Origin of the sequence: Saccharopolyspora rosea (assembly GCF_025643595.1) — a bacterium.
In the GTDB taxonomy this organism is placed as follows: domain Bacteria; phylum Actinomycetota; class Actinomycetes; order Mycobacteriales; family Pseudonocardiaceae; genus Saccharopolyspora; species Saccharopolyspora rosea.
On the sequence record NZ_CP102826.1, the window covers coordinates 5,453,767 to 5,469,446 of the forward strand.

15 protein-coding genes are annotated in these 15,680 nt (G+C 72.3%); 3 read left to right on the top strand and 12 right to left on the bottom strand.

Annotated features, from left to right (window positions below):
• Positions 1-368 precede the first annotated feature (368 nt).
• Both NV263_RS25255 and NV263_RS25260 read right to left on the bottom strand, forming a co-directional pair.
• On the bottom strand, positions 369-1,400 hold the full coding sequence (locus NV263_RS25255; protein WP_263249111.1) for a methionine synthase: 1,032 nt from the start codon (positions 1,398-1,400) through the stop codon (positions 369-371).
• A gap of 7 nt (positions 1,401-1,407) precedes the next feature.
• Positions 1,408-2,946, bottom strand: coding sequence for a fatty acyl-CoA synthetase (locus NV263_RS25260; RefSeq protein WP_263249112.1), 1,539 nt, complete (start codon positions 2,944-2,946; stop codon positions 1,408-1,410).
• A 325-nt stretch (positions 2,947-3,271) separates the two neighbouring features.
• Here NV263_RS25260 and NV263_RS25265 point away from each other — a divergent pair, with 325 nt between their 5' ends.
• Entirely contained in the window at positions 3,272-3,637 is a 366-nt protein-coding gene (locus NV263_RS25265; RefSeq protein WP_263249113.1) for a hypothetical protein, read from the top strand.
• Positions 3,638-3,715: 78 nt separating this feature from the next.
• Here the strand turns inward: NV263_RS25265 and NV263_RS25270 are convergent, their stop codons facing one another.
• From NV263_RS25270 to NV263_RS25305, 8 genes are all read right to left on the bottom strand, one after another.
• Positions 3,716-4,261, bottom strand: a complete 546-nt coding sequence (locus NV263_RS25270; RefSeq protein ID WP_263249114.1) for a hypothetical protein — start codon at positions 4,259-4,261, stop codon at positions 3,716-3,718.
• On the bottom strand, positions 4,258-5,052 hold the full coding sequence (locus NV263_RS25275; RefSeq protein ID WP_263249115.1) for an alpha/beta fold hydrolase: 795 nt from the start codon (positions 5,050-5,052) through the stop codon (positions 4,258-4,260). The genes NV263_RS25270 and NV263_RS25275 overlap by 4 nt, the downstream gene beginning before the upstream one ends.
• 168 nt (positions 5,053-5,220) lie before the next feature.
• The gene (gene mnmA, locus NV263_RS25280; protein WP_263249116.1) at positions 5,221-6,309 is read right to left on the bottom strand and encodes a tRNA 2-thiouridine(34) synthase MnmA; all 1,089 of its coding nucleotides are present in this window, start codon (positions 6,307-6,309) and stop codon (positions 5,221-5,223) included.
• A gap of 3 nt (positions 6,310-6,312) precedes the next feature.
• Positions 6,313-7,545: a cysteine desulfurase family protein gene (locus tag NV263_RS25285; protein ID WP_263249117.1), complete on the bottom strand. Its 1,233-nt coding sequence runs from the start codon at positions 7,543-7,545 to the stop codon at positions 6,313-6,315.
• A gap of 64 nt (positions 7,546-7,609) precedes the next feature.
• Positions 7,610-8,974 (bottom strand): MFS transporter, encoded by a 1,365-nt coding sequence (locus NV263_RS25290; protein ID WP_263249118.1) that lies wholly within the window; start codon positions 8,972-8,974, stop codon positions 7,610-7,612.
• On the bottom strand, positions 8,971-9,837 hold the full coding sequence (locus NV263_RS25295) for a lysophospholipid acyltransferase family protein (RefSeq protein ID WP_263249119.1): 867 nt from the start codon (positions 9,835-9,837) through the stop codon (positions 8,971-8,973). Before NV263_RS25295 ends, NV263_RS25290 begins: the two co-directional genes overlap by 4 nt.
• Positions 9,834-10,604, bottom strand: a complete 771-nt coding sequence (locus tag NV263_RS25300) for a GNAT family N-acetyltransferase (RefSeq protein ID WP_263249120.1) — start codon at positions 10,602-10,604, stop codon at positions 9,834-9,836. Before NV263_RS25300 ends, NV263_RS25295 begins: the two co-directional genes overlap by 4 nt.
• A gap of 130 nt (positions 10,605-10,734) precedes the next feature.
• Positions 10,735-11,934, bottom strand: a complete 1,200-nt coding sequence (locus NV263_RS25305; RefSeq protein ID WP_263249121.1) for a nucleotide disphospho-sugar-binding domain-containing protein — start codon at positions 11,932-11,934, stop codon at positions 10,735-10,737.
• Between the two features lie 72 nt (positions 11,935-12,006).
• Here NV263_RS25305 and rnhA point away from each other — a divergent pair, with 72 nt between their 5' ends.
• Entirely contained in the window at positions 12,007-12,465 is a 459-nt protein-coding gene (rnhA, locus tag NV263_RS25310; protein ID WP_263249122.1) for a ribonuclease HI, read from the top strand.
• Positions 12,466-12,519: 54 nt separating this feature from the next.
• On the opposite strand, the gene NV263_RS25315 is transcribed toward rnhA, so the two are convergent.
• Both NV263_RS25315 and NV263_RS25320 read right to left on the bottom strand, forming a co-directional pair.
• Positions 12,520-13,479 (bottom strand): electron transfer flavoprotein subunit alpha/FixB family protein, encoded by a 960-nt coding sequence (locus tag NV263_RS25315; protein ID WP_263249123.1) that lies wholly within the window; start codon positions 13,477-13,479, stop codon positions 12,520-12,522.
• Positions 13,480-13,514: 35 nt separating this feature from the next.
• Entirely contained in the window at positions 13,515-14,297 is a 783-nt protein-coding gene (locus NV263_RS25320) for an electron transfer flavoprotein subunit beta/FixA family protein (protein ID WP_263249124.1), read from the bottom strand.
• A 275-nt stretch (positions 14,298-14,572) separates the two neighbouring features.
• Here NV263_RS25320 and NV263_RS25325 point away from each other — a divergent pair, with 275 nt between their 5' ends.
• A complete protein-coding gene (locus tag NV263_RS25325; RefSeq protein WP_263249125.1) occupies positions 14,573-15,418 on the top strand; it encodes a DegV family protein in 846 nt (281 codons plus the stop codon).
• The last annotated feature ends 262 nt before the right edge of the window (positions 15,419-15,680 follow it).

Below are 15,680 nucleotides of genomic sequence, written 5' to 3' on the forward strand. Positions count from 1 at the left end.
CGGGCCGGACGGCCGGTTCGACAGCGGGGTGTCCGCCACCCCGCGGGCAAGGGCTCACCACGTGGGCTACCACCGCACGCATCGGAGCCACCTCCAAGGGCTTGTTCCTGCCCCGACTCTGACACCGCCCGCCGCTCCCCGACAAGTGGAACCGCACCCGACCACCCGGACGCCAGAAGTCGATCACACGTGCGCGGCTGCACGATCCGCCGCGGCCCTGCGGACGGCGCCGGGCGGGCACGCCCGGCGGCACCTCGCCGTCGCGTTCGTCCCCGCCCCGGCCACCACGCCCCGGCGGGCCATCGCACACCTTTCCGGACCTCCCCCGCCGAAGCCGATCGGTCCCCGCGGGAAGCCGGGTTCGGCGGCTACGCCTCGGCTTCGTCGGCGAAGAGGCGGGCGAGGTCGCGGGTCAGCGACAGGGCTCGGCGAGCCCACTCCGGCGATGCTGCGGCGAGTCCGCACGTCGGGGTGGGCACGGCACGTTCGGCCAGGGTGCGGCGGTGGAACCCCAGGCGGGAGGCCAGGTCGAAGGCGGGCTGCGCGAGTCGCCGCAGCTCGGCTCCGGCCGGGGGCTCGGTGCTCGGCACCAGACCGAGCAGCAACGTGGTGCCCTCCTCCCACGCCTCGCCCAGTTCGTCGGCGAACTGACCGGACACCTCGCCGAGTCCGGTGGCGTCCAGGGCGATCGCCGATGCCCCCGCCCGGCGCAGCAGCGCGACCGGCGGCCGAGGCGAGCAGCAGTGCACGACGACGGGCGACCCGGTCGCGGTGGCGAGCCGGTCGACGACCTCGCCGAGGACTCGTCGCGCTTCGGGTTCGAGCACGGCGGGCACGGTTCCGTAGCCGGAGGGGGTCGGCAGCTCGCCCGCCAGCACGGCGGGCAGCGTCGGTTCGTCGAGCTGCACGACCACGCGCGCACCGGTGCGTTCGGCGACCTGCGCGGCGTGCGCGACGAGCCCTTCGGTGAGGGATTCGGCGAAGTCCCGCAGCGCTCCGCCGTCGGTGAGCACGCGGTGCCCGCGGGGCAGTTCGATCCCGGCGGTCAGCGTCCACGGCCCGGCGGCCTGCACCTTGACCGCGCGGGGCGCGCCCGCCTCGCCGACCGCCTGCTCCAGGGCGTCGAGGTCCCAGCGCAGCAGGTCGTGGGCGCGCCGGTGGTCGTGCCCGGGTCGTGACGCCACGCGGTACCCCGACGGCACGACCTCGACGGCGAGGTCGACGAGCAGTCCGGCGGTCCGGCCCAGCACATCGGCGCCGACGCCGCGCGCCGGGAGTTCCGGGAACGGCGTCAGGTCAGGCAGTTCTCCGACGACGGTGCGCGCCGCCTCGACCGGATCGGTGCCCGGCATCGAACCGACGGCGGTCGCCACTCCGGGGGCCCACACTGCATCGCTCACGCGGCCATTATGGCCGGTCCCGTTCCGCGAGCTGTTCCCGCAGCACCCTCTTGAGCAGCTTGCCGGAACTGTTGCGCGGCAGATCGTCGACGAAGTGGATCCGCTTGGGGACCTTGAAGCCGGCCAGCCGCGCCCGCGCGTGCTCGACCAGCTCCGCTTCGTCCACATCGGACTTGCGGACGGCGACGGCGACGATGGTCTCGATCCACTTCGGATCGGGCACCGCGACCACCGCGACCTCGGCGACGGCGGGGTGGGTGTACAGCGCGTCCTCGACCTCCCGCGAGGCGACCAGCACCCCGCCGGTGTTGATCACGTCCTTGATCCGGTCGACGACGTGGACGTAGCCCTCGTCGTCGCGGCGCACCAGGTCGCCGGAGTGGAACCAGCCGCTGCGGAAGGCCGCCGCGGTCTCCTCCGGCTTGTCCCAGTACCCGGTGCACAGCTGCGGCGACCGGTAGACGATCTCGCCGAGCTGGCCGGGTTCCACCTCCTCGCCCCGCTCGTCGACGACCCTGGCCTCGACGAACAGCACCGGCCGCCCGGCGGAGTCCGGCCGCGCGTCGTGCTCCTCTGGTCGCAGCACGGTGGCCAGCGGGCCGATCTCCGACTGCCCGAAGCAGTTGTAGAACCCCAGCTCCGGCAGGGCCTCGCGCAGCCTGCGCAGCACCGGGCCGGGCATGATCGACGCCCCGTAGTACGCCTTGCGCAGCGACCCCAGGTCGCGGTCCGGGAAGTCGGCGTGGTTGGCCAACGCCACCCACAGGGTCGGCGCGGCGAAGAACGAGCCGATGCGCTCGGCCTCGATCCGCCGCAGCACGTCGCCAGGCTCCGGCACTTCGACGAGGTGGTTGGTGGAGCCGATCATCAGGTGCGGCACCAGGAACACGTGCAGCTGCGCCGAGTGGTACAGCGGCATCACGTGCAGCGGTTCGTCGTCATCGCGGAAGTCCAGCCCCACCGCGCAGGACACGTACTCGTGCAGCAGCGCCCGGTGCGTCATCATCGCGCCCTTGGGCTGAGAGGTCGTTCCCGAGGTGTAGAGCAGTTGCACGAGGTCGTCGTCGGCGGCCTCGACGTCCAGCTGCGGCACGGGACCGTCGGAACACCGCCGCAGCAACGAATCCGGCGCGTCGCGCAGCGGAATCACGCGCGACGGCGGCGAATCCACCTCGTCGATCCGGTCGGCGAGCCCCGGGTCGACGAGCGCGACCGAACTGCCGGACTGCGCCAGCAGGTACCCGAGTTCGGCCGAGGTCAGGTTGTAGTTGATCGGCACGTGCACCAGCCCGGCCCGCGCGCAGGCCAGGAATCCGATCAGGTAGGCATCGGAGTTGCGGCCGTACGCGGCGACGCGGTCCCCCTTGCCCACGCCCTCCGCCAGCAGCGCCCCGGCCGCCCGCGTGACGGCCGCGTCCAACTCGGCGTAGGTCCAGGCGCGCTCCCGACCGGCGGCGTCGACGAACCGCAACGCGACCCGCCCGGGCACCCGCGCCGCGCTGCGCCGCACCAGATCGTCGACGGCACTGCCCCGGACCCCGGCCATCCGGCACCACCTCCCCGCGAAGTGTGACGCCGCACACTAACGCCTCCCGCGGTCCGGTGACCACGACCGGCTCGGCCCGCCGACGCGCGCGGGTTTCGTCAGCAGGGCTGGAAGATGCTGTTGGCGGTGTTGCCGACGTCGAGCTTGAAGGCGCCGTCCTCGGCCTGCTGACCACGACATCCGGGCGGTCGGTACCACTGTGTCAGCGCGCACGGACCAGTACGGGTTGATCAGCTGCCTGGTCGGCCGATGACGTTGTCGGTGTTCTCGGGCATGCTCAGCGATCGGATCGTCAATCGTGTCGCTGATACGAGGGGGTTACGGCATGCCGCGCATGGCGACCTGGTTCACGCGTCTGTTCGCCCAGCACCGTTCCCACCGGCCACCGAAGAGGGCGATCGATCTCGGGCTGCCCACCAGAAAGAGGCTGCGGATCACCGACTCCTTCGCCACGGAGAAGCTCAACGCCGCCATCAACTCGTATGAACAGCTCCAGGCCGCCTACGGCTACCTGTGCAAGGTCCGCAAGAACGCTGTCGAAGCCGCGCTGTCCCGCGCCGATGCCAAAGCCGTCGGCTACATCGCCGAGCGGGAACGGCATTTGGCCGGTCAGCTGGTGACGGCCGCCGAGGATCTCAAGGCGCTCCTGCAGCGCCGCGGCTACAGCGACCCGCCCACCCGGTCCGCCTAACGGACACCTCATCAGCGTGGACACGGCAGAAATCGGATTCCAGCCCTGCTGACGGCCACCGCTGGTCGTCGCCAGCCGTCAGCAGGGCTGGAAGATGCTGTTGGCGGTGTTGCCGACGTCGAGCTTGAAGGCACCGTCCTCGGGGACGAGGAGCCAGACGACGTTCCAGCGCAGGCAGGGCGACGGGGCCGAGGACGGGGCCTTGTCGGGGTCCTGGGTGCTGGTGAAGGTCAGCATGACGCGGAGCGTGCCGTCCGGGTCGGGTTCGATGCGTTGCAGGACGACGTCGCCGTCGTGCGTGCTGGAGTAGGCCTGGCGCCAGGTCTTCTCCGGAAGTTCGCGCCACTTCGCGCGCACCACGGTCGTCTTCCACGTGTCGTACTGGCGGAAGTTGATCGCGTTGAAGTACGTCTCCAGCACCCACCGCACGGTGGGGAAGTCCGGGTGCGCCAGGACGTCCGGGCGGAACGTGATCAACGGTTCCGGACCGTCCGGGGCGGGTTGTTCGGTGCGCTCGGGAGCGGCGTCCGGGTACAGCCGGCGCAGCGCGAGACCGCCTGCTGCCGCGGCGGCGAGCACGACCACGGCGAGCAGGACGACAGCAAGAACCCGACGAATGCTCACGTTTCGAGGTTCGCACATGCGCCCCACAGCTCGCGCAGGGCGGCGTTGACGAGGTCGGGGCGCTGGCTGTGCGGCCAGTGCGATGCGCCGGGCACCCGGAGCAGCTTCGCGCCGATGCGGTCGGCCGTCACCGCGGCGCACTCCATGAGCGGCGCGCCGCCGTGCTCGCGGTACGCCTGCGGAGCGATCTTCCAGGTGCCGGTGACGACCAGCTTCGGCACGTCCAGCGCGGCCAGCGGCTCGACCGGGACCGGCGTCTCCCAGGCCGGGCGTTCCCCGAGGGCGGTCCGGGTGGCGCGGACCAGTTCCGGTGTCGGTTCCGGCGCCGCGAAACCCGCGGACTCGAAGTTCAGCCGCACAAGGTCCTCATCGGACAGTTCCGGCGGCACCGCGGCGACGGCCTCCCGGTTGCGCCGGACCGCCGCCGCGACCACCGGGGAGTCCAGGGCGATCTGGAAGCACGCCGGTTCGACCAGCGTCAGCGACCGGACCGACCGCGGCGCCCGGACGGCCGCCAGCATCGCCACGACCCCACCCGACGAGTGACCGACGAGATGGGCACCGCTGCCGAGCAGTTCGGCGATGTCGTCGGCGTCCCGCGCGGGGCCGCTGCGCTCGACGTCGGGGCTCGCGCCGTACCCGCGCCGGTCGGGCAGCACCAGCCGGTGGGCGTCGGCGAGCGCGCGCTGCGCGCCGAACCCGAATTCCTCGTGCGTGGCCCAGGAGCCGGAACCGTGCACGAACACCGCGCGGTCGCCGTCCCCCAGTTCCGTCACGTGCAGTGGCTGCATGATCACATGGTGCCAGCCCGGCTCCCGAGCGCGGCTACCGCCGCATGGAGGGCAGCCTCGCAGGGCTCCTCGACCGGCGCGTCGGCGAGCACGCAGTCGTGCAGACCGCCGATGGCGACCGTAGCGCGCGCCCCCGGAAGAGGGCCGCACACCAGGTTCGGCGAGAACTCAGCGCGCAGCCGAGATGATGCCGCTGCCCAGCACCAGGTCGCCCCGCTCGTCCGGCCGGTACAGCACGATCGCCTGTCCCGGGGCGACACCGCGCAACGGCTGGCGCAGCGCGACCCGGATGCCGTCCTCGTCGGCCTCCGCGACCGCGTCCGCGGTGCCGCCGTGCGCGCGGACCTGCACGACGCACTCGGCTGGTCCGCCCAGCGGCCGTTCGGACGGCCAGATCGGCCGCTTGGCGTCGATCTCGGTGACGCTGAGCCGATCTGCGGAGCCCACCTCGACGGTGCCCGACACCGGCTCCAGCGACAGCACGTAGCGCGGGCGCCCGTCCGGCGCGGGCGCGTCGATGCCGAGGCCCTTGCGCTGCCCGACCGTGAACCCGTGCACCCCGGTGTGCTCGCCGAGCACGGCCCCGGTCTCGGCGTCCACCAGCTTGCCGGGCCGCTGCCCGAGCCTGTTCTCCAGGAACTTGCGGGTGTCCCCGTCGGGGATGAAGCAGATGTCGTGGCTGTCCGGCTTCTTCGCCACCGCGAGACCGCGTTCGGCGGCCTCCTCGCGCACCTCGGACTTCAGCGAGTCGCCGAGCGGGAACATCGAATGCCGCAGCTGCTCGGCGGTCAGCGACGCCAGCACGTACGACTGGTCCTTGCCCTCGTCGCGGCTGCGGCGCAGCTCCGGTGCACCGTCCACGATGGACAGACGGGCGTAGTGCCCGGTGCACACCGCGTCGAAGCCCAGCGCCATCGCCTTTTCCAGCAACGCCTCGAACTTGATCTTCTCGTTGCAGGTCAGGCACGGGTTCGGGGTGCGTCCCGCGGCGTACTCGCCGACGAAGTTCTCGATGACCTCCTCGGTGAACCGCTCCGCGAAGTCCCACACGTAGAACGGGATGCCGAGCAGGTCCGCCGCGCGCCGCGCGTCCCGCGAGTCCTCGATGGTGCAGCAGCCGCGGGCTCCGGTGCGCAGCGTCCCGGGCTTGGCCGACAGCGCCAGGTGCACGCCGACCACGTCGTGACCGGCCTGCACGGCTCGCGCGGCCGCGACCGCGGAGTCGACCCCGCCGCTCATGGCCGCCAGTACTCGCACGGCTCACACCTCCGTCGTGGCGGTCCGCGACCCCACCGATCGGCGCAGCCCGGCCAGCCCGGCGCTGCGCGCTCGTTGCACCACCGGCCCGATGGCCTCGGTGAGTGCCTGGACATCGGCCGCGGTCGAGGTGTGCCCCAGCGAGAAGCGCAGGGACCCCCGCGCGGCCCTCGGTTCGGCGCCCATCGCCGTCAGCACGTGGCTGGGCTCGGCGACCCCGGCGGTGCAGGCCGACCCGGTCGAGCACTCGATTCCCTTGGCGTCCAGCAGCATCAGCAGGCTGTCGCCCTCGCAGCCGGGGAACGTGAAGTGCGCGTTGCCCGGCAGCCGCGACGGTCCACCGCCGACCAGCCCGTCGCCCGGATCGCCGTTGAGCGCCGCGTCCGGGACGGCCGCGCGCACCCCGGCGACGAGTTCGTCGCGCAGTTCCGCCAACTTCGGCGCGTGCGACGGGCGCGCGGTGACGGCCTCCCGCACCGCCGCGGCCAGTCCCAGCACACCGGGCGTGTCCAGGGTGCCCGACCGGACCTCGCGTTCCTGACCACCACCGTGCAGCACGGGCGTGCACGCGACGTCGCGGGACAGCAGCAGGACCCCGGCGCCGTACGGACCGCCGACCTTGTGCCCGGTCATGGTCAGCGCCGCGACCCCGGACGCGGCGAAGTCGACCGGCAGCGTCTCCACCGCCTGCACCGCGTCGGTGTGCAGCGGAACCCCGTAGCGGTCGGCGACCGCGGCCAGCTCGACGATCGGGTTGACGGTGCCGACCTCGTTGTTCGCCCACATGACCGTGGCCAGCGCCACGTCGTCGGGGCCGTCCGCCAGCGCGGCCTCCAGCACCTCCGGGCGCACCCGGCCGCACCCGTCGACGGCCAGCCAGGTCACCTCGGCGCCCTCGTGCTCGGCCAGCCACTCGACGGCGTCGAGCACGGCGTGGTGCTCCACCGCCGAGGCCAGGATGCGGCGCCGGGCCGGATCCGCCGCGCGGCGCGCCCAGAAGATCCCCTTGACCGCGAGGTTGTCGCTCTCGGTCCCGCCTGCGGTGAACAGCACCTCGGACGGCCGGGCGCCCAGCGCGTCGGCGATGTCCTCCCGCGACTCCTCGACCGCCCGACGCGCCCGACGACCCGAGGTGTGCAGCGACGAGGCGTTGCCCAACCGGGTCAACGCCTCGCTCATCACGGCGACCGCGCCGGGTCGCATGGGAGTCGTGGCAGCGTGGTCGAGGTATGTCATCGCTCTTCCAGGGTAATGCAGCCCGCGCCCGCCCCGACCTCGCGGTCGTCGGGGAAGACCCAGGTCAGCAGCTGCGGCGCGCGGAACGGGCGACCAGCCCGGCGGCCAGCACCGCGGCCACCACGAGCACCAGGTCCAGCGGCACCACACCGCGTGCCGGCAGCCCGGGGGCGGCCAGCGCCCCGACCAGGACGCCGCTGAGCCCGATCAGCGTGGCCTGGCCGAGCATGTCCGAGATCTGCACCGCGGCCGAGTTGAACCCGCGCTCGGACTCGGGCGACAGCGCCAGCACCCGCACCGATGTGCTCGCCACACCGAGCCCCATCCCGGATCCCGCGACCAGCCAGAACGCGAACACCAGCCAGTCCGGCACCCACCCGGCCAGCACCGCGGCCAGTCCGGCGATCCCGCTGCCGACCAGCAGGAATCCCGCCGCCACCAGGTGCTCCCGGCGCACCTGGTGCCGCCTGCTCTGCCACCACGAACCGGCCGTCCACCCCAGTGAACCGATGGTGAGCGGGACTCCGGCGGCCGTCGGCGAGAAGTGGTGCACGACGGACAGCGCGAGCGGCACGAACGCCTGCGCGCTGAAGAACACACCGGACAACAACCCGCGCGCCAGCGCCATCACCGGAATCCCGGGCCGCGCGGTCAACGTGCCGTTGGGCAGCAGCAGCCGCAGGCACGGCACGAGCACGGCGACGCCGCCCATGCCCACGACCAAAGCGGCCGGCGAGGGGTTCTGCGCACCCCAGTCGAGCGCCACGACACCGGCGGCGGCCCCGAACGCGGCGGCGGGCAACCCGCGCCGCCGCTGCGCCGTCGGCGCGTCCGAACGCGCACCGAACCGGCGCACGGTCGGCACGAGCAGCACCGTGCCCAGGCACACCAGCGGCGCGAGCCCGAGGAACACCCAGCGCCAGCTCGCGTGCTCGGTGAGGAACCCGGCCACCACCGGCCCGAGCAGCGAGGGGACGACCCAGGCCGAGGACAGCGCCGCGAACGCCGACGGCCGGTGCCGTTCGGGGTAGACCCGGGCGATCATGACGTACATCGAGACGATCACCACGCCACCGCCCAAGCCCTGCAGGACCCGGGCGCCCAGCAGGACCCCGATGCCGGGCGAGGCGCCCGCCGTCACCAGGCCGACCGCGAACAGCGGCAGCCCGAGCAGCAGCGGAGCCCCGGGGCCGCGCCGGTCCGCCTCCCGGCCGCCGAGCACGGTCCCGATCGCGCTGGCGGCCATGAACACCGTGAACGGCCACGAGTACCAGCGCTGCGCGTCGAAGTCGGCGACGATCGTGGGCAGCGCCGTGCCCAGTCCCATCGCCTCGAACGCGACGAGCGTGATGACGAGCACCATCCCGGCGGTGAAGGTGCGCCGTCGCGGATCCCAGAGCGCGCTTCCGGACTTCTCAACCACGGTCACCCGGGGAGGGTGCAACCTCTACCGCGGTGAAAGTCCAGTGGATTTTCCGATCGCACCCCGCGATCGACGCCGAAACCACCCGTTGAGCAGAGCCGCCGGGCACGCTGCGCGAGGTCGCGGCGGTCCGCGGCTCGCCCGTTCAGCGCAGGCAGCACCGTGGCCTCCAGCACCAGTCCGCGCACCCGCGCCACGGTCAGCACCGAACCGACCAGGGTGGCGTCGCCGACGAAGGCGGCGATCGCGGACGGCGCCCCGTCCCCGAGCCGGAACCGCAGCGCCACCGGCTGCACCGGCGCACCCGCGTCGACGGCGGCCTGGAACAGCGCGGGCCGGTAGGTGCCGGACGCCCGCCCGCACCAGGTCGTGCCCTCCGGGAAGAACCCGATCACGGCACCGGACCGCAGGCCGTCCGCGACCGCGCGCACCGCGCCCGGCAGGGTGCGCAACCGTTCGCGGTCGATGAAGACGGTGCCGATGCGCGCGGCGAGCGCGCCCACGAACGGCCACGACCGCACTTCGGCCTTGGCCAGCAACCGCATCCGGCGCAGCGCCTGCAACGCGACGACGTCGAGCCACGACACGTGGTTGCTGACGACGAGAACGCCGGCCTCAATCTGTCCCGCGGCGACGAACCGAATGCCCAGCACCCGCATCAGCCCCCGGAACCAACCGCTGATCAGGCGGTCCCGCCTCCCCCGCGACAGCAGCGGCAACGCCCCCGCGAGCACCGCCCCGAGCAGCACGAACCCGGCCGCCCCGGCCAGTCGCAGCGCCACCCGGGGCGCGGCGACCTCGGGCACGGTCCCGCGCCGCGGCAGGCAGCCGGGACCGCACGGCGACTTCGGCATCCACGCGTGGCTCACGCCGCCGACCCCAGGAAGAACCGCAGGTACCGCTGGTCGGCCCGCTCCAGGTTCAGCAGCACGAAGAAGTCCGCGACCCCGAAGTCCGGGTCGTGCGCGGGCGCCCCGCACACCTCGGCGCCCAACCGCAGGTACCCCCGCAGCAGCGGCGGAATCGCGCCCCGGCCGGTCCCGTCGGCGGTCGGCAGCCACGGCCGGTAGGGCCGGACGCGGTACCGGCGCGGCGCGTAGTGCTTGGCCGACACGGTCTCCCACACCTTCGCGGCCACCGCCCCGCCGTCGTCGAGCGGGACCGAGGCGCACCCGGCCAGCCACGTGTGGCCGTGCAGCAGCATGTACCGCGCGATCCCCGCCCACACCAGGCTGACCACGGCACCGTTGCGGTGTTCCGGGTGCACGCAGGAGCGCCCGGTCTCCACCAGCGCGGCCCGCAGCGGCGCCAGCGCGGAGAGGTCGAACTCGGTTTCCGAGTAGAGCATCCCGGCCTGCCGGGCGCTGTCGGGCGGCAGCATCCGGTAGGTGCCGACCACCGAACCGGTCCGGTCGTCCCGGACGATCAGGTGGTCGCAGAACTCGTCGAATCGGTCACTGTCCACACCGGACTCCCGTCCGGTGACGTGCGCGCCCATCTCCTCGGCGAAGACCCGGTACCGCAGGCGTTGTGCGGCACGCACCTCACCGGCGTCCCGGGCGACCAGCAGCGAGTAGCGGACATCGGTCGGCGACTTCGGTTGCGCGGTGCTGACCAGCAGCTGCGACTCGGACATAGCGCAGGTTTACCGCCCGGCGCCGAACGCCTACCAGGTCACGCGAGGGCATGAAACGGGAACTTCAGGTGAATCCCGGGTTCCTCCCCGCGGCGCTGGCCCGAAAGGCGGGCCGACCGCTGCCCCGTTCTCAGGACAGCGCGGCGGTGACCCGCTCGATGACCGCGGTCGGCGCGGGCTGGGCCGCCATCTCGGCGCTGACCTCCTCGGCCGCGGCGGCGAACGCCGGCTCGGTGAGCAGCCGTCCGGCGAGCTCGCGCACCGTGTCCACGTCCACAGTGGTCGGATCGTGGGAGAGCCCCACCCCGCGCTCGACCACCCGCTCCGCCGACATCGGGTTGTCCGCGAACGCGGGCAGCACCAGCTGCGGGACGCCGTAGTGCAGCGGCGCGGCGGTCGTCCCGGAACCACCGTGGTGCACGATCAGCGAGCACGTCGGCAGGAAGCCCGACAGCGGCAGGAAGCCGACCGAGTGCACGTTGTCCGGCAGCGCACCCAGTTCGCTCAGGTCCGCCTTGCCCGCGGCGAGCACGACCTCGACGTCCATCCCGCCGAGCGCTTCGATCACCACCGACAGGTTGCTGGTGCCGTTCATGATCGGCACCACGGTGCCGAGCGTGACGCACACCCGCGGCCGTTCCGGCCGGTGCAGCGCCCACTCCGGCAGCACGGCGCCGCCGTTGAACGGCACGAACCGCATCGGCCACCACGGCACGCCGTCGCGCGGATCGGTTTCGTCCGCGACCAGCCCGCGCATGCTGGGGGCACGCGGGTCGATCCGCGCCACCACGCGCGGCAGCTCGGCCGGAATGCCCAGCTTCTCCCGGATCAGCGTGGTGACCTCGTCGTCGACCAGGTTCCCCCGCTCCTCGCGCCAGTCCGCGTCGCGCATCGACCAGGAGATCCGGTTGCCGACCTCCAGCGCCGGAACGCCGAGGGCCTGCGCGGTCAGCCGCCCCGCCACGTGGTCGCTGGTGAACACCACGAGGTCGGGTCCGAACGCGCGCCCGGCCTCGATGGATCCCTCGGTCATGGTCACGGTGAACAGGCCGAACGGGTTGGCCGACCGCATCGCCAGCCGGTGCTCCTCGGTCAGCTCGGGCGCGTCCTCGTCCGGCTCCGACTTGCCGACGTGGCGCAGCAGCAGTTCCCAGATGTCGCGCTCCGGGTAGACGTCCACGACCGGCAGCCCGGCCCTGGCGCCGACGTCGGTCATCTCGCCGGTCGTGGCGACCAGCACCTCGTGGCCTGCCGCCCGCGCGGCCCAGATGAGCGGAACGATCGGCAGCATGAGCCCGTAGCCGGGCGCGGCAGTGAACAAGATTCGCACGACGTCGAGCTTGCCACCGCCGTCGGCCCCCGGGCATCCGAATTACCGGCGACGGGAAGTTAGATTGCCCGCATGGGAGCAACCGAACCGGACGGCGTGGACATCTTCACCGACGGCGCGTGCAGCGGGAATCCCGGTCCGGGCGGTTGGGGCGTGGTGCTGCGCTACGGCGACCACGAACGCGAACTGCACGGCGGCGAGGCGGCCACCACCAACAACAAGATGGAGCTCACCGCGGTCATCGAGGGCCTGGCCGCGCTGACCCGTCCGATGCCGCTGGTGCGGGTGCACACCGACAGCACGTACGTGCTCAAGGGCATCACGGAGTGGCTGCACGGCTGGAAGCGCAACGGCTGGCGGACGGCCTCGAAGCAACCGGTCAAGAACGCCGACCTCTGGCGCCGCCTGGACGCCGAGCGCGCCCGCCACGGCGAGGTCCGCTGGGAGTGGGTCAAGGGCCACAGCGGGCACCCGGAGAACGAACGGGCCGACAAACTCGCCTGCAAGGGCCGCGACGAGGCCCGTCGCTGACGGAGAACGAGGGCGGGCCGCACCGGCGACCCGCCCTCGACGTCAACGCGCACCTCAGCCCTTGCGCTTGGTGATCTCCTCGGTGAGCTGCGGGGCGACCTGGAACAGGTCGCCGACCACGCCGTAGTCGGCGATCTCGAAGATCGGGGCTTCGGGGTCCTTGTTGACCGCCACGATCGTCTTCGAGGTCTGCATCCCGGCCCGGTGCTGGATGGCACCGGAGATGCCCAGGGCGATGTAGAGCTGCGGCGAGACGGTCTTGCCGGTCTGCCCGACCTGGAACTGGTGCGGGTAGTAACCCGAGTCCACCGCCGCACGCGAGGCGCCCACCGCGGCGCCCAGCGAGTCGGCCAGCTTCTCCACGACCTCGAAGCTCTCGGCGGAACCGACACCCCGACCGCCGGAGACCACGACCGAGGCTTCGGTCAGCTCGGGGCGGTCGCCGGCCTCGGCGGGCTGCCGCCCGGTGATCTTCGCGGCCTTGGCCTCGTCCACCCCGGCGACCTCGACCTGCTCAGTCGCGGCCGCGCCGGCGGCCTGCTCGGCCTCGACCGCACCCGGCAGCACCGTGATCACCGGCGTGCCCCGGGTGACCTTCGCCTTCGCGTCGAAGGTGCCACCGAACAACGAGTGGCTGCCCACGCCCTCGGCGTCGAGGTCGACCACCTCGGACAGCAGACCCGAACCCAGCCGCACCGCCAGCCGACCGGCGATCTCCTTGCCGTCGATCGAGGCGGGCACCAGCACCGCCGCCGGGGACGCCGAGTCCACCAGCTGGGCCAGCACGTCCACCTGCGGCGTCACCAGGAACCGCCCGGCCTGCTCCGACTCGGCGGCGTAGACCTTCGCCGCACCGTAGGCGGCCAGCCCCTCGGCCAGCTTGCCGGCGGTACCCGGCTCACCGACCACCACCGCCGACGGCTCACCGATCCGGCGCGCCGCGGTCAACAACTCGTAGGTGACCTTCTTGACCTCGCCGTCCACGTGATCAACGAGGACCAGAACCTCAGCCATAAAACCCATGCCTCCTCGAAAACCCGCGAACGACCTCAGACCAACTTCTGCCCGGCCAGGAACTCCACGATCGCCACGCCGCCCTGGCCCTCATCGGTGACCTTCTCACCGGCGGACTTCGGCGGCGTCGGCGCCGAGGACACCACCTGCGAACCCGCACCGGACAGGCCCACCACGGCCGCGTCCACCCCGACCTCGGCCAGGCCCAGCGTGGTCACCGGCTTCTTCTTCGCCGCCATGATCCCCTTGAACGAGGGGTAGCGGGGCTCGTTGATCTTCTCGGTCACGCTCACCACCGCCGGAGCCGCCGCCTCCAGCGACACGATGCCCGCGTCGGTCTCCCGCTCCACGCGCACCGTCGACCCCTCGACCTCCACCTTGCGGGCATAGGTCAACTGCGGCCACCCCAACAACTCGGCCACCATCGCCGGCACCGCACCACTGCGACCATCCGTGGCCTCGTTGCCCGCGATCACCAGATCAACCGAGTCCACGGTGCCGATCGCCGCGGCCAACACCCGCGCCGTCCCCAGCGCGTCCGTCCCGTGCAACGCCTCGTCGCAGACGTGCACCGCCGCGTCCGCCCCCATCGACAGCGCCTTGCGAATCGCATCCGTCGCGCGATCCGGGCCCATGCACAGCACGGTCACCTCGCCGCCCTGGGCCTCCTTGATCTGCAGCGCCTCTTCGACCGCGCGCTCGTTGATCTCATCCAACACCGCATCCGCCGACTCGCGATCCAGCGTGTGGTCCGCTTCAGAAAGCTTCCGCTCGGAATACGTGTCGGGCACCTGCTTGACCAGGACGACGATGTTCATGGGCCCTCTTCGACCTCCTGCGGACTGATGACGCTGCGTCCAGCGGCTTTGCTTGCGGAGTCCCGGAGCTCGTGGTCCGGGAAGTTTGACCTTGCCATGTCACCATGCGAAAAGCACAGTGATACCAACCACCCAGGATGTTACTCACCGGTAGCGCAAGCGCAACCAGCTTCCTGCGGTGACCGTCCTCACCCTCCGCGCACACCGGAACCCCGGACCCAACACGGAGGACGGGGTCGATATGAATGCGATTTGCATATGAGTAGCCTGTGCGCATGCGTCAACGCGTCGCCATCGTGACCGACTCGACGGCCTCCGTGCCGCTCGAACTCGCTGGCCGACTCGGGATCTCGGTCGTCCAGCTGGAGCTCAAGGTCGGCGACGAGTACAACGACGAACGCCGCGTCCCGCACGACCAGCTGGCGCAGGCGATGCGCGGCGGCGCCCAGGTGGAGACCGGCGAACCTCCCGCACCCGCCTTCTTCTGGAATTACTCCGACGCGGTCGCGGCAGGCGCCGAGGCCATCATCTCCGTGCACATCTCCGAGGCGATGTCCCGCACGTGCGAATCCGCCCGGTCCGCGGCGGCCGAGATCGGCATCCCGGTCTACGTGGTCGACTCCCGCCTGGTCGGGCTCAGCCTCGGCTACCCGGTGATCGCCGCCGCGGAAGCGGCCGCGGCCGGCGCCACCCCGCAGGGCGTGATGGGCGTCCTGGAGCGCCGCCTGCGCAGCACGACGCAGCTGCTGTACGTCGACACCCTGGAGTACCTGCAGCGCAGCGGCCGGATCGGACGCGCCCAGGCGTGGCTCGGGCACGCGCTGTCGATCAAGCCGGTGCTGGCCATGAAGGACGGCGTGGTCGACCAGCTCGCCAAGGGGATCGGCACCGACCGGGCTCTCAAGAAGGTGGTCAGCACGGCGGTCGAGCGCGCCGGGGGCGGCCCGGTGGACGTCGGCGTCGAGCACTTCCAGGCATCCGAGCGCGCCGAGCGCGTCCTCGGCGAGCTGCGCTCGCAACTCCCCCAGGTCCGGCGGATCACGATGGAGGAGACCAGCGCGATCATCGGCGCCCACACCGGCCCGGGCGCCGTCGGCGTGACCGTGTCCCCCGCCCTCTGACGTCGCCGACCTCCCCGCCACCCTCGGAATCCCACGCTCCCCGGGGGGCGGACGGCGGAACACCCGGCCACGAGCGCCATGTTCGGCGGGCGGACGCCGCGACGCGATTCCCCCGCCGCTCCGGCGTTTTCGGGTGTCCCGAGATCCACTCCGGCGAGTGATGCAAACGGGTGTTCGAGCGTGGAAACTCGGTGTCGAGGCATCGTCAACGGTCCGACCCGCACTTCCGTCCACATCGGACCGTACCGTTCCGGCACCGGGA

What these genes read in the sequence shown, in the direction of transcription:
- NV263_RS25315 (WP_263249123.1), bottom strand. Translation starts at nt 13,479, where the DNA reads ATGGCTGAGGTTCTGGTCCTCGTTGATCACGTGGACGGCGAGGTCAAG.
- NV263_RS25325 (WP_263249125.1), top strand. Translation starts at nt 14,573, where the DNA reads ATGCGTCAACGCGTCGCCATCGTGACCGACTCGACGGCCTCCGTGCCG.
- NV263_RS25275 (WP_263249115.1), bottom strand. Translation starts at nt 5,052, where the DNA reads ATGCAGCCACTGCACGTGACGGAACTGGGGGACGGCGACCGCGCGGTG.
- NV263_RS25265 (WP_263249113.1), top strand. Translation starts at nt 3,272, where the DNA reads ATGCCGCGCATGGCGACCTGGTTCACGCGTCTGTTCGCCCAGCACCGT.
- NV263_RS25260 (WP_263249112.1), bottom strand. Translation starts at nt 2,946, where the DNA reads ATGGCCGGGGTCCGGGGCAGTGCCGTCGACGATCTGGTGCGGCGCAGC.
- NV263_RS25285 (WP_263249117.1), bottom strand. Translation starts at nt 7,545, where the DNA reads ATGACATACCTCGACCACGCTGCCACGACTCCCATGCGACCCGGCGCG.
- NV263_RS25320 (WP_263249124.1), bottom strand. Translation starts at nt 14,297, where the DNA reads ATGAACATCGTCGTCCTGGTCAAGCAGGTGCCCGACACGTATTCCGAG.
- NV263_RS25300 (WP_263249120.1), bottom strand. Translation starts at nt 10,604, where the DNA reads ATGTCCGAGTCGCAGCTGCTGGTCAGCACCGCGCAACCGAAGTCGCCG.
- rnhA (WP_263249122.1), top strand. Translation starts at nt 12,007, where the DNA reads ATGGGAGCAACCGAACCGGACGGCGTGGACATCTTCACCGACGGCGCG.